At 70.9% G+C, this 12,463-nt stretch carries 12 protein-coding genes; 6 read left to right on the top strand and 6 right to left on the bottom strand.

From position 1 onward, the window contains the following. Positions 1-19: 19 nt before the first annotated feature. On the bottom strand, positions 20-916 hold the full coding sequence (locus tag BBH68_RS18575; RefSeq protein ID WP_065963877.1) for a hypothetical protein: 897 nt from the start codon (positions 914-916) through the stop codon (positions 20-22). 235 nt (positions 917-1,151) lie between these two features. Between BBH68_RS18575 and BBH68_RS18570 the strand changes: the two genes are divergently transcribed. Next, positions 1,152-2,882, top strand: a complete 1,731-nt coding sequence (locus BBH68_RS18570; RefSeq protein ID WP_065963875.1) for a chitinase — start codon at positions 1,152-1,154, stop codon at positions 2,880-2,882. A gap of 35 nt (positions 2,883-2,917) precedes the next feature. Here the strand turns inward: BBH68_RS18570 and BBH68_RS18565 are convergent, their stop codons facing one another. After that, a complete protein-coding gene (locus BBH68_RS18565) occupies positions 2,918-3,856 on the bottom strand; it encodes a DMT family transporter (RefSeq protein WP_065963874.1) in 939 nt (312 codons plus the stop codon). Between the two features lie 77 nt (positions 3,857-3,933). On the opposite strand from BBH68_RS18565, the gene BBH68_RS18560 reads away from it, so the two are divergent. Beyond that, positions 3,934-4,518, top strand: a complete 585-nt coding sequence (locus BBH68_RS18560; protein WP_065963872.1) for a TetR/AcrR family transcriptional regulator — start codon at positions 3,934-3,936, stop codon at positions 4,516-4,518. An 11-nt stretch (positions 4,519-4,529) separates the two neighbouring features. Here BBH68_RS18560 and BBH68_RS18555 read toward each other — a convergent pair whose 3' ends face one another. Together BBH68_RS18555 and BBH68_RS18550 are read right to left on the bottom strand one after the other, a co-directional pair. Next, a complete protein-coding gene (locus BBH68_RS18555) occupies positions 4,530-5,915 on the bottom strand; it encodes an alpha/beta hydrolase family protein (RefSeq protein WP_218029719.1) in 1,386 nt (461 codons plus the stop codon). Positions 5,916-6,111: 196 nt separating this feature from the next. Then, positions 6,112-6,954, bottom strand: a complete 843-nt coding sequence (locus BBH68_RS18550) for a S1 family peptidase (RefSeq protein ID WP_065963871.1) — start codon at positions 6,952-6,954, stop codon at positions 6,112-6,114. Between the two features lie 184 nt (positions 6,955-7,138). On the opposite strand from BBH68_RS18550, the gene BBH68_RS18545 reads away from it, so the two are divergent. After that, complete coding sequence (locus BBH68_RS18545) at positions 7,139-8,485, top strand: M14 family metallopeptidase (RefSeq protein ID WP_104531341.1); 1,347 nt, start codon at positions 7,139-7,141, stop codon at positions 8,483-8,485. 324 nt (positions 8,486-8,809) lie between these two features. Here the strand turns inward: BBH68_RS18545 and BBH68_RS18540 are convergent, their stop codons facing one another. Further along, complete coding sequence (locus tag BBH68_RS18540) at positions 8,810-8,992, bottom strand: hypothetical protein (RefSeq protein ID WP_245738116.1); 183 nt, start codon at positions 8,990-8,992, stop codon at positions 8,810-8,812. A 58-nt stretch (positions 8,993-9,050) separates the two neighbouring features. Further along, the gene (locus BBH68_RS18535; RefSeq protein ID WP_065963935.1) at positions 9,051-9,380 is read right to left on the bottom strand and encodes a hypothetical protein; all 330 of its coding nucleotides are present in this window, start codon (positions 9,378-9,380) and stop codon (positions 9,051-9,053) included. A gap of 123 nt (positions 9,381-9,503) precedes the next feature. On the opposite strand from BBH68_RS18535, the gene BBH68_RS18530 reads away from it, so the two are divergent. The 3 genes from BBH68_RS18530 to BBH68_RS18520 are packed head-to-tail and all read left to right on the top strand — an operon-like array spanning position 9,504 to position 12,463. Further along, a complete protein-coding gene (locus BBH68_RS18530; protein WP_065963865.1) occupies positions 9,504-10,328 on the top strand; it encodes a helix-turn-helix domain-containing protein in 825 nt (274 codons plus the stop codon). Next, positions 10,315-10,542, top strand: coding sequence for a DUF397 domain-containing protein (locus BBH68_RS18525; RefSeq protein ID WP_065963862.1), 228 nt, complete (start codon positions 10,315-10,317; stop codon positions 10,540-10,542). Before BBH68_RS18530 ends, BBH68_RS18525 begins: the two co-directional genes overlap by 14 nt. 52 nt (positions 10,543-10,594) lie before the next feature. Continuing rightward, positions 10,595-12,463, top strand: a complete 1,869-nt coding sequence (locus BBH68_RS18520; RefSeq protein ID WP_065963934.1) for a protein kinase domain-containing protein — start codon at positions 10,595-10,597, stop codon at positions 12,461-12,463.

Here is a 12,463-nt window from a genome sequence, read left to right as displayed (position 1 = left end):
ACAACCTCGTTGGGGGACGTTACCGGCTCGTCAGAGCGGGTCGCTGGGTCTCGGTCAGGGCAAGGATGTCATCGCCGCGCGGCACCGGCGCGGAGCAGAACGCGCAGCGGTCCCCGATGAGTTCGAAGCCGCACCAGTGGCACTCCTCCCTGCGTACGGACGCCACCAGCTGGTAGAGGACGGAGAGGTCGGGGATGGCGGCGGCGAACTCGATCAGCTTGGGGGTGCCCCACCAGTGGGCCGACTCCTGCGGCAGCGGCACCTCCTGGGTGCCCTGCACGCCCCAGGCGGGGGCGAGTCTGGCGGCCACCCAGTCGCCGCCCGCGTGGCCGTGGCCGTGGCTGTTGAGATTGCCGCGGGCGACGGTGAGGTGGGTGGCGTAGCCGGGGCCCGGCAGTGTGGCCTCGCCGCCCACCTTGACCAGCCGCGGGGTGGGGTGGGCGAGTACGGCGAACTGGGCACCCGGCACCCAGGACTTGACGTGTGAGGTGAGGCTGACGGGCACCCGGTCCAGCTTGGCGACGCTGCCCAGGAGCGCGCCGGCGTGCACGTAGTGCGTCAGCAGGCGCGCGGCGCAGGCGAGCACGCCGGGGCTGAAGTCGCACACCGAGAGCTGGCGCAGCTGACGGGCGACCACCGCGACGCCGAGCGGCGGGAGTTCGAGGGGCAGCAGCGCGATCCGGTCGCTCTCCAGGACCGACCGTACGGTGTGCAGCCGGCGGACGAAGGGCGCGGGGGTGGCCGCGGGGTAGACCACGACGAGATAGCCCTGCTGGTCGAGCAGGGCCGCGGTCTCGGCGAGCGCGTCGTCCAGCGGCTGGGCGTCGGGCGGCATCAGCACGACGGCGGACGGGGTCTGGCCGTCGGGTGGCGGAAGCACCAGCTCCCGGCTGGTGACTGCTATCGCGGTGGGCACGTCGGCTACCCCGTCTCACGTCGGCGCCGGGGAGAGCGGCGGCCGCAGGTCGTTGCTGCTGTCCTGGTGCAGCAGCACTTTATCCACGAATGCCGCGTGAGAGAACAGTTCCCCTGGGTTACGGGCGCATGCGCGAACCCTTGACAACCCCATTGGTCTGGACCATTTTTGACGCCATACGGTGGCCGCCGTCCCCAGAGCTCCTCCTTCACCTCTTCCCCCACTGGAGGCAGTCGTGGACCGTGCCCCGATATCCCCCCGCAGGACGGTAGGACGCCCAAGACGCGGCAAACTCACCTGCTTCCTCTCCGCCGCCGCCGCGGCCGTGCTCGGGGCGACCGCCCTGGTCGCCCTCGGCGGCGGCACGGCCGGCGCGGCGGACGCCAACCTCGTGCAGAACCCGGGCTTCGAGTCCGGGCTGAGCGGCTGGACCTGCTCCGCCGCCTCCGGGGCCGCGGTCGCGAGCCCCGCGCGCAGCGGCTCCGCCGCCCTCAAGGCCACCCCCGCCGGGCAGGACAACGCCCGGTGCGCGCAGACCGTCGGCGTCAAGCCCGACTCCTCGTACACCCTCAGCGCGTGGGTGCAGGGCAGTTACGTCTACCTCGGCGCGAGCGGCACCGGCACGACGGACGTGTCGACCTGGACGCCGTCCGCGACCGGCTGGCAGCAGTTGACCACCAGCTTCAAGACCGGCCCCAACACCACCTCGGTGACCGTCTACACCCACGGCTGGTACGGCCAGCCCGCCTACTACGCCGACGACATCAGCCTCACCGGCCCCGGCGGCTCCACCCCCGGCGACCCCGTCCCGACCGCCCCCACCGGTCTGAGGACGGGCGCGGTCACCTCCTCGTCCGTCGCCCTGTCCTGGACCGCGGTCAGCGGCGCGACCGGCTACAACGTCTACCGGGACGGCACCAAGGTGCAGGCGGTCAGCGGCACCTCCGCGACGGTGACCGGGCTCGCCGCCTCCACCTCGTACCAGTTCCAGGTCACCGCGACCAACGCGGCGGGCGAGTCGCCCAGATCGGCGGCCGTCACCGGCACCACCTCGGCCGGCGGCGGCGGAGACGGCGGAACCGTGCCCAAGCACGCGGTCACCGGCTACTGGCAGAACTTCAACAACGGCGCGACCGTCCAGAAGATCAGCGATGTCCAGGACCAGTACGACATCATCGCGGTCGCCTTCGCCGACGCCACCGGCACCCCCGGCGCGGTCACCTTCAACCTCGACTCCGCCGGGCTCGGCGGCTACACGGTCGACCAGTTCAAGGCCGACATCAGGGCCAAACAGGCGGCGGGCAAGTCCGTCATCATCTCCATCGGCGGCCAGAACGGCACGGTCTCCGTCAACGACTCCGCCTCCGCGGCCAACTTCGCCGACTCCGTCTACGCGCTGATGCGGCAGTACGGCTTCGACGGCGTCGACATCGACCTGGAGAACGGCCTCAACGCCACCTACATGACGCAGGCCCTGCGCTCGCTCTCCGCCAAGGCCGGCTCGAAGCTCGTGATCACCATGGCCCCGCAGACGATTGACATGCAGTCCACGTCCAACGCCTACTTCCAGACCGCCCTCAACATCAAGGACATCCTCACCGTCGTCAACATGCAGTACTACAACAGCGGCTCCATGCTCGGCTGCGACGGCAAGGTCTACTCCCAGGGCTCCGTCGACTTCCTCACCGCCCTGGCCTGCATCCAGCTGGAGGGCGGCCTGTCCCCGTCCCAGGTCGGCCTCGGCCTGCCCGCCTCCACGCGCGGCGCGGGCAGCGGCTATGTGTCCCCGACGGTCGTCAACAACGCCCTGGACTGCCTGGCCCGGGGCACCGGCTGCGGCTCGTTCAAGCCCGCGAAGACCTATCCGGGCCTGCGCGGCGCCATGACCTGGTCGACCAACTGGGACGCGCTGGCGGGCAACGCCTGGTCCAGCGCGGTCGGGCCGAAGGTCCACGGCCTGCCGTAGGGGTCCCGCCCGGGCACGACGGGCGCCGCCGGACCTCAGGCGGCAGGCCCGCCGGCCGGGCGGCTCACCGGCCGGGGCCGCTTCTCGCGGGCCCCGGCCGCGGGCTGTTCACGCGGTCGGCGGTGGGCGACGGTGACGACCGCGAGCAGCCCGACCGTCAGGCCGGCCGCGGTGACGGGGGTGAAGGGCTCGCCGAACATGACGGCTCCCCACACGGACGTGACCGGGGCCATGAGGAACATGAGCGCGTTCACCCGGGTGACGCCGAGGCGCGCGAGGAGCGTCCAGTACAGGCCGTAACCGCCCAGCGTCGACAGGGCGATGAGCCAGCCGGTCGCGATCCAGAACGGCGGGTCGGCCGGCGGCACCGCGCCGCCCGTGGCCAGGGCGAGCGCGGTGAAGACCACGGCGCTCGTCGTGCTGTGGACCGTCAGTCCGGCCAGGGGGCGCACGGGGGCCGGGGAGCGCTGTTCGATGAAGGTCGCCGCCACCAGGCTCAGCATTCCGGCGAACGGGACGAGGTAGGCCCACCACGGCACGGATCCATTGGCCGAGGCGTCCCCGAGGGTGACGACCAGCACGCCGAGGAAGCCGGTCACCAGGCCCAGCCACTGCCGCCCCGAGGGGGAGACGCCGAGCAGCGGGCCGACGAGGGCCGCCACGACCAGCGGCTGCATGCCGTCGATCAGGGCTGTCGTGCCCGTGTTCACGCCGAGCTGGATCGCCGCGTAGACCGTGAGCAGATAGCCGCCCTGGGACAGGGCTCCGATCACGGCCTGGCGCCCGAGCACCCGCCCGGACGGCCGGCTCCCGCGCTTCCGCGTCACCCAGGCGACGGGGAGCAGGACGGCGGCGAGGAGCAGAAAGCGCCACATCAGGAGCGTCGTCACGGGCGCGGCCCCGGCGCCGAGCTTGGCGCCGACGAACCCCGAAGCCCAGCACAGGACGAACAGCACCGACAGGACGACGGTCATCACGACACCTCCCAAGCTATACCGATCTGTATACCCGCCTCTTCGGGCGACTATACAGATCGGTATAGAATCGGCTCATGGGAGAGGCGGTTGCGGAGATCGCGTGGACGCCGAAGGCGCGCACGATCCTGGAGGCGGCGTCGAGGCTGTTCTATGCACACGGCATCGCCGCGGTGGGTGTCGACCTGATCGCCGAAGAGGCCGGCGTGACCAAGAAGACGCTGTACGACCGCTTCGGCTCCAAGGAGCGGCTCGTCGTGGAATACCTGCGCCACCGGGATGAGCGCTGGCGGGAGTTCCTGGACCACCGCCTCGCCGAGACCCCCGACACGCCGGAGGCCAGGCTCGCCGCCGTCTTCGACGCCTCCGGCTCCTGGATGCGGGACGCCGGCGGCAAGGGGTGCGGCATGGTCAACGCACACGCCGAGATCAGCGATCCGGCGCACCCCGCCCATCGGGTGATCGTCGACCAGAAGGCCTGGATGCTCGGCCTGTTCCGGCGCCTGTGCCGGGACGCCGGCCTCACCGCCCCCGAGGAGACGGCCCGCACCCTCATGCTGCTGCACGAGGGTGCTCTCGTCGCCCACGGCATCGGGGCCTTTCCGGGGGCGGTCCACCACGCCAGGGACGCCGCTCTGGCGGTCTTCGCGCGCGCCCGCTGAGCCCGCCGCGGCTACCGCAGGCTGTCCAGCCAGCGCACGACGGCCGTGGTGGCCCGGACGTTGGAGCCCAGGTGGCGGGAGCCGTGGTAGTCGACCGCGCCGAGGTCGACGACGGGCGCGGCCACGCCGTGGCGGGCGAACGCCGCCCGGCAGTGGGCGGTGTTGGCGACGGTCGCCTGCTCGTCGTCGCGCGCCAGGTAGAGGCGGACCGGGGCCCGGGGCGCCCAGTCGCACACGTCGTCGGTGGTGCGCAGGGCGGCGGCCATCGGGCCGGCCGGGTCGGCGAGCAGTTCGCGGCCGGGGCCGGTGAGCAGCTCGTCGAGGGTAGCGGGGGTGCCCGCCATGAGCTCCGGGCCGGTGTGCGTACCGTCGAACAGCGCCTCGATCGTGTCGGCGTACGGGCCCTGGAACACCTCCTCGGGGCTGTCGTAGAGGTGGTGCAGCCGGTTGAAGGCGACCAGGGTGTAGGCCGCGTACAGGACGCTCGACTTGGGTTCGAGCTCGCCGGCGAGCAGCGCGGGCAGCTCGGCGCCGCCGAAGTCGTACGCCCCGCTGACCGGGGCCAGCGCGCCCAGCCGGAACCGGCGGTCCTCGCCGGACTCCAGGGCCCGGGCGAGTCCCAGGGCGGCCGAGGCGCCCTGGGAGAAGCCGGTGACCGCCACGTCCCGGTCCAGGGTGCGGCCGGTGCCGGACACGAAGGCGCGGGCGGCGCGCAGCATGTCCAGGGACGCGGTGGTCTCCGAGGGGACGTCCATCCAGGGGTGCGGGCCGGGGCCGAGGCCCATGCCCAGGTAGTCGGGGGCGACGGCGGCGTATCCGGCGGAGGCGTAGGTGACCGGCGGCGCGGGCAGGAAGCCGCCCGTCTTCATGGACGGCGAGTCGTCCTTGTGGACGCCGGTGCCGTGGGTGAACGACACCGGGCGGAGCCGGCCCTCGTGGCCGCGCGGCAGGACCAGCAGGCCGCTGGCGGTGGTGGGGCGGCCGTGCGGGTCGACCGTGCGGTAGACCAGCCGGTACGCGTCGACGCCGTACCGGACGGTGCCGGGGTCGAACTCGGCGTCGGTCAGCCAGGTGGCGACGTCGCCGGGCTTCTCCAGCGTGTAGAGCAGCGTGTGGGACACCAGGGCGCCCCGGCCGGGGCGCGCCGCGTCGGCCGCCGTACCGCCGACGGCCGCCGTACCGCCGAAGGCCGCAGTACCGCCGGGGGCCGACGCCGCGGTGGCCTGGGCTCCGGCGTCCGCCGTACCGCCGGGAGCGCCGGGGGCGGCGGCGAGGGCCGGGGCGGCGGATCCGGCCAGCAGCAGCGCGGCGCACAGCGCCGCCGCCAGGGCGCCGGTCCTCGGCCCCGGCCCGGCCTGGGCACGACCCGGTCGGGTGCGGCGTGGCGAGTTGAGCATGAGGTCCCCGTTTCTCTTCCTCGGTGATCAACGATGAGGACCTCAGCCTCGCGTGGGGCGCACCCTTCGCACACTGGTGCCAGCCCCCGGGTTCATGCTGCGCCCGGCCCCCGGTCCGGCCTCGGGAAAGCCTGTGGCCGGGCCGGGGCGGACCGGGGTCCGGGCGCGCAGGGGCTCAGGTGTTACGGCGTACGGGTCACGGCTTGGGCAGCTCACACCCCGCCAGGCTCAGGTTGATCTTGTTCCCCGCGGCCACGCACTTGGTGATGCCGTACGTCTGCTGGGCGTAGTTGATGCCCTGGCGCACCGTCACCGTCCCGTTGGCGTCCACCTCGCACGGGTTGTTGAGGGTGCACCGCCCGCCGTCCTCGTTGCCCGTGTTGTTGATGGCGACGACCTTGCCGGTGGCTGAGTCCACGACGGGCGAGCCCGAGGTTCCCCCGATCGTGTTACACGCGGAGGTATAGCGGACCGAATCCTTCCAGGTCCATTCATCCTCTTTAAGACGGTAGACGAATCCGTCGATATTGCAGGAGTAGATCTTCTTCCAGTAGCCGGAGACCACATTGATCGCAGTGCCCTGGACCGGATGGGTGTCCGCGAGCGGCAGCGCCTTGATGCCGTACCTCTGCTGGATCTGGGCGTACGTCGAGCTGAGCTGGTACAGCGACACATCGGTGTCGGTCATCGTCGCGTACGCGATCTTGGTGGCGCGGAGCGTGGCCACGCCGCTGCCCGAGCTGTTCAGCAGGGTGAAGCTCCGGGTGGACGCCCTGTCGACGATCACCTGTCCGGCGGACGGCATACCGGACTCCAGGCAGTGGCCGTTGGAGAGCACGAACGCGAGGTCGCTGTCGGCCGAGTTCGGCATCCGCACCACCGAGCCGGAGCAGTTGCTCAGCGCCACGGTGCCCGCGAAGTCGACGGCCTTGGCCTTGGGCGTGTCGGAGACGGCCGCGGCCGGGGCGACACCCGCGGTGGCGAGTCCCGCGCCGCCGAGCAGCAGCGCCGAGAGCGCGCCGATGAGAGGTCTGCGCATGTGGTTCCCCTCACTTGACGAGGCTCCGGACCGGACCGCGACGGATCACGTCGGCGACGGCCGGGACCGGAGCCTTTCGAATGTTCCTTCGGCTTCGACCATTTCCCACCCTTGACCGTGTCATGCGCATGGCCGAACACTGGCGCAGCAGTCGCTCGCCTCTCACCACCCCACAGGAGATTTCATGCGACTTCGCATTCGCGGCAGACGGGCCACCGCCCTCACCGCCCTGCTGACCCTCGCCCTCGCGGCGCCCGTCGCGGCCCAGGCCGACGGCTCGGGCTCCGGGTCCCGGGCGGCCGCCTCCTCGGCCGGCACCTCGGCCGACGAGAGCGTGCGGCAGTACGAGATCGCGGGCCCCGCCACCCCGGCCCAGCGCGGCGCCGTCGCCGCCACCGGCGTGTCGATCGACGAGGTGGACGCCCGCTCCGTCGTGGTCACCGCCGACGCGGCCCAGGCCCGCAAGCTGCGCTCCCTCGGCTACCGGCTCACCCCCCTGGCCACCCCGCCGGCCCGCACCGGCGGCCGGGCCGTGCGGCCCTTCGACTTCCCCTCCGCGGACTCGAAGTACCACAACTACGCCGAGGCCACGACCGAGATCAACAACGCGGTCGCCACGTACCCGAACATCCTGAGCAAGCGGGTCATCGGCAAGTCGTACGAGGGCCGCGACATCGTGGCGCTCAAGATCAGCGACAACGTGGCCACGGACGAGTCAGAGCCCGAGGTGCTCTTCACCGCCCACCAGCACGCCCGCGAGCACCTCACCGTGGAGATGGCCCTCTACCTGGTGCGCGAGTTCACCCAGGGCTACGGCAGCGACGCCCGGGTCACCGGCCTGGTCAACAGCCGCGAGATCTGGGTCGTCCCGGACGTGAACCCGGACGGCGGCGAGTACGACATCGCCACCGGGTCCTACCGCAGCTGGCGCAAGAACCGCCAGCCCAACTCCGGCTCCTCCGGCGTCGGCACCGACCTCAACCGCAACTGGGACTACAAGTGGGGCTGCTGCGGCGGCTCCTCCGGCTCCACCGGCTCCGAGACCTACCGCGGCGCCAAGGCCGAGTCCGCCCCCGAGGTCAAGGTCGTCGCGGACTTCGCCCGCAGCCGCGTCGTCGGCGGCAAACAGCAGATCAAGGCCGCCATCGACTTCCACACCTACAGCGAGCTGGTGCTGTGGCCGTTCGGCTGGACGTACAACGACACCACGACCGGCATGACCCAGGACGACCGGGACGCCTTCGCCGCCGTCGGCAAGAAGATGGCCGCGAGCAACGGCTACACCCCCGAGCAGTCGAGCGACCTCTACATCACGGACGGGACGATCGACGACTGGCTGTGGGGCAACCAGAAGGTCTTCGCGTACACCTTCGAGATGTACCCGCCCTCCAGCGGCGCGGGCGGCTTCTACCCGCCCGACGAGGTGATCGAGCGGGAGACCGCCCGTAACCGCGACGCGGTGCTCCAACTCCTGGAGAACGCGGACTGCATGTACCGCTCCATCGGCAAGCAGGCCCAGTACTGCTCCTGAGCCGGGGCCGTACGGCACGCCGTGAGCGCCGTCCCGGCGGGGGGACCCGCCGGGCCGGCGCCCCGCGTGCCGCGTGCATTTGTGGTGAGTATGAGACAGCGACACGCCGTCGCTTCGGCGTGTCGCCGTCTCATACTCACCACAAATAAGACCTGCGACAGTCGCCTGTCCGTCGCGCTCCCGCGCCCCGATCGAGCGCACCGTTGGGCTGACCGGTCGGCCACCGCGCGGCAGCAGCTGCGGCGGAGCGCAGCGGAGCCCACCGCGTAGCGCAGCGGAGCGGAACCACTGCGTACCCAGCGCGGAGCGCTCAAGCGGCCGACTTCAGTACCGCTGTCGGCCGCCTGGGTAGTGGACGGGCTGACGGCACTCGGGCGCATCGAGCGGAGGCGGCTGCTCACCGAGCGCGTAGCACAGGGCCGCGTGCAACTGCTCCGCCTCAGCGGAGGTCAGCTCCAGTTCGGGGATGGCGCGATGCTGTCCGCCTTGGCTGATGTGGAGTGGCAACGTGAGTTCCCCATCGGCCCGACGCAAGCCCCGGCCCGGAACGGGACCGATCTGCCAGTCAGTCACGGCCGCCCCCGGCGGGTGCCGGGCCGTCGCCTTCGTCGTACGAGGGCAGGCGGGCGCCCCTGCTCTCGGCGACCCGCAGCACATCGCGCAACGCCTCACACAGGCGTTCCGCGAGGTAGCGGAGCTCTCGCGCGTCTGCCTTGGGCGCGTCCAGCAGCGCCCTGGCGTGCCGGAGGAGTTCCGCACCCATGGACAGCTGCATGGCCTCGATCACGTCCGCACGCCGACTCAGCGGGCTGTCCCCGCCGTCCGACGCCAGATAACACGGCTTGCCGTCGGGGTCCGACCACGGCAGCAGGCGCAGCCCGGTACTCACGTTCATCAGCTCCATTGAGGTTCGGTTCACGCTGTGTGGCGCTTTCCTCACAGAGTGGTGGCTGTTCTGGCTACGCTGCTAGCAGGGCAAGCCTGACCTCGCACCTTTCAACTCGGGGAGTCACAGCCCATGAAGATGGATCGAAGGCCACGCACACCCAGGGAGAAGTACGGGGAGGAGCTGAAGCTCCGCCGCATCGCGGCCGGCATGACGCAGGAGGCGCTGAGCGAGATCGTGGTGTGCTCCCCCACGCTGATCAGCCACTGGGAGGCGGGACGCCGGTTGCCCAGGCCGGACGACGCGGTGCGGATCGATCAGGCGCTGGGGACGGATGGGTTCTTCGCGCGGTGGCTGGAGGACTTGGAGTCGAAGTGGACCGACCACTTCGCGTCCGTGGCAGAGTTGGAGCAACAGGCCACACTGATCCAGCAGTTCGCGCTCACCCTTGTTCCTGGGGTGCTCCAGACTCCCGCCTACGCACGGGCCCTGTTCAGCGCGTACCGGCCCAACCACACGGCGGAGGAGCTTGACGAGGACGTCGTCATCCGAACGGAGCGCGCCTGGATTTTGGATGGGCCGTTGAATCCTGTCGTGTGGACGCTTCTCGACGAAGCCGTACTGCGACGTACCGTCGGTGGCCCCCAGGTCATGGCGGAACAGCTCCACAAGATCGCGGATATGGCCGAAGCGGGACGGCTGCCGCTGCACGTACTGCCCTACAGCGCTGGGGCTCACGCGCTCCAGCAGAGTCTGCTCACTCTCTTGAGCTTTGAGGACTCGGCCCCGGTGGCCTACGTCGAGGGCTTCCTCACTGGCAACTTGATGGACGATCCGTCACTGGTGAAGGCCAGCCAGACCGCCTACTCTCTGGCCCTGGGCGACGCGTTGTCGCACCAGGAGTCAGTGGCCCTCGTCAGAGCGGCAGCGGAGGAACACGCGCATGGTCAGCAGTGAGCACACCGTCTCCGACGCGTCCACCCTCACCGGGTGGTACAAGTCGAGCTACAGCGGCGGCGATCAGGGCGAATGCCTTGAGGTCGCCCGAGGCCACGCCGACATACCCGTCCGCGACAGCAAGGCCCCCGAGGGCCCGGCGCTCGCGTTCGAGCCGTCCGCGTGGTCCGCGTTCGTCTCCGCCGTCAAGCGCGGGGAGTTCCCGATCACCTGACCCGCCCCGCACCGTCTATCCTCATCCGGGTTGCGCCGTGGACCAGGCGAAGATGACGGGGGAGCCAATGCGGGACGACGATGTCGATGGGGCCATCAAGCCGCTCGCGGCGAGCGACCCGGCGCGTATAGGCCCGTATCTGCTGCTTGGGCGGCTTGGTGCCGGCGGCATGGGGCGGGTCTTCCTCGCGCGGTCGGACAGCGGTCGGACCGTAGCCGTGAAGGTGGTACACGAAGAGCATGTGTCCGACGCGCACTTCAGGGCACGGTTCCGGCGGGAGATCGAGGCGGCGCGGAAGGTCGGGGAGCGGTACACGGCGCCGGTACTCGACTCGGGTCCGGACGACGAACCGCCGTGGGTCGCCACGGGGTACGTCGCCGGGCTCTCGCTTGAGCAAGTCGTACGACGCCACGGGCCGTTGCCGACGGCGACCCTGCACGCCCTCGCCGACGGGCTGCTGAAGGCGCTCAAGGACATTCACGGCGCCGGGATCGTGCATCGCGATCTGAAGCCGTCCAACGTCATGCTCACCATGGACGGCACGAAGGTCATCGACTTCGGGATCGCGCGGGCTCTGGAGACGTCTGTCGACTCCTTGTTGACCAGTACGGGGATGGTCGTCGGGTCTCCCGGGTTCATGTCGCCGGAGCAGGTGCGCGGGCAGCGCGCGGGGGTCAAGAGCGACGTGTTCACCCTCGGGTGCGTGCTGACGTATGCGGCGACCGGGCAACTGCCGTTCGGGAAGAGCGCGGGCAATCAGCACGCGGTGATGTTCGAGATCGTGGAGGGCGAACCCGATCTGACGGGTGTCGAGGACGCCTCGCTGCGGGCGCTCATCGCCCGTTGTCTGGTGAAGGACGCCGATCAACGGCCGGACGTGGACGCCTTGTTGGAGGACACCGAGCGGGTCCGTCCCCGCGCCACGCGCGGCGCCTGGCTGCCTGCCGACGTCGTCGCGCACCTCGCGCGGCAGTCCGCACGGCTGCTCGACGCCGAGGCGGCGCCACTACGGGAGGGGTCCACGGACCTGGCGACCCTCGGGCTACGGCCGAAGGACGGGCCTCCCGAAGCCGGCCCAGGCGCCCCGGGCGACCCAGGCGCTCCGGCCGACCCAGGCGCTCCGGCCGACCCGGGCGCCGGAGCCGCGAAGCGGGACCGGGAGAGGGAGAGGGAGAGGGAGAGGGAGTCTCGTCGGCGCCGCAGGCTCATCGCGCTGCCCATCGTCGTCGTCATCACCGCAGGCGGCGGCACGGTCGCCCTGCTTCAGCCCTTTGGGGGTGGCGACGGGGGCGGAACGCATGCCCAGTCACCAAGCCGTGGCACGAGTGCAGCTCCTGGTGACAGCACCTCGCCGAGCACGCCCAGCAGTTCACCTTCCAAGGGTGTCAAGAAGAAGAACACGGGCGATGGCGGTAAGAAGGAGACGGATAAGCCGAACACCCAGAAGAGCAGCCGTAGCTCCGGGTCGTCGGACAGTGACGACGGCGGCAGCAGTTCGTCCAGTGGCGACAGTGGTTCCGACAACGGCGGGTCCGGCTCTTCTCCGGGCTCCGGCGGCGGTAAGTCAACAGCGGGCGGCGGAGGTTCATCCGGTTCCAGCGGCACCTCCTCCGGCTCGCCGCCGCCTGCCATGAAGAGCTACCGGCTTGATTACACCAACTCGTGTGTCGGCGCGTGTGACATGCCGCTCAAGGTGAGCTGGTCGGCAATCTCCCGGGCGACCAGGTACGACATCCACTACACCAACAAGGGCAGCAACTACACGGAGAAGAACGTCAACACGGTCTACTCCACCGGGGGCACCAGCTACACGATCAAGGGCCCGTTCTCCGGCGACGAGATCTGCGTCACGGTGCGCGCCGCCAACACCCACGGCGCCTCCGCCTGGGCGGAGACCTGGTGCGACACGGTGCCCTACTAA

The organism is Streptomyces sparsogenes (genome assembly GCF_001704635.1).
Taxonomy (GTDB): Bacteria; Actinomycetota; Actinomycetes; order Streptomycetales; family Streptomycetaceae; genus Streptomyces; species Streptomyces sparsogenes.
This window is presented reverse-complemented; position numbering and strand designations above follow the sequence as displayed.

Bases quoted from the DNA above. Each gene is read 5' to 3' on its own strand.
- BBH68_RS18525 (WP_065963862.1), top strand. From the start codon at position 10,315: ATGGTCAGCAGTGAGCACACCGTCTCCGACGCGTCCACCCTCACCGGG.
- BBH68_RS18530 (WP_065963865.1), top strand. From the start codon at position 9,504: ATGAAGATGGATCGAAGGCCACGCACACCCAGGGAGAAGTACGGGGAG.
- BBH68_RS18560 (WP_065963872.1), top strand. From the start codon at position 3,934: ATGGGAGAGGCGGTTGCGGAGATCGCGTGGACGCCGAAGGCGCGCACG.
- BBH68_RS18545 (WP_104531341.1), top strand. From the start codon at position 7,139: ATGCGACTTCGCATTCGCGGCAGACGGGCCACCGCCCTCACCGCCCTG.
- BBH68_RS18520 (WP_065963934.1), top strand. From the start codon at position 10,595: ATGACGGGGGAGCCAATGCGGGACGACGATGTCGATGGGGCCATCAAG.
- BBH68_RS18565 (WP_065963874.1), bottom strand. From the start codon at position 3,856: ATGACCGTCGTCCTGTCGGTGCTGTTCGTCCTGTGCTGGGCTTCGGGG.
- BBH68_RS18555 (WP_218029719.1), bottom strand. From the start codon at position 5,915: ATGCTCAACTCGCCACGCCGCACCCGACCGGGTCGTGCCCAGGCCGGG.
- BBH68_RS18550 (WP_065963871.1), bottom strand. From the start codon at position 6,954: ATGCGCAGACCTCTCATCGGCGCGCTCTCGGCGCTGCTGCTCGGCGGC.
- BBH68_RS18535 (WP_065963935.1), bottom strand. From the start codon at position 9,380: ATGAACGTGAGTACCGGGCTGCGCCTGCTGCCGTGGTCGGACCCCGAC.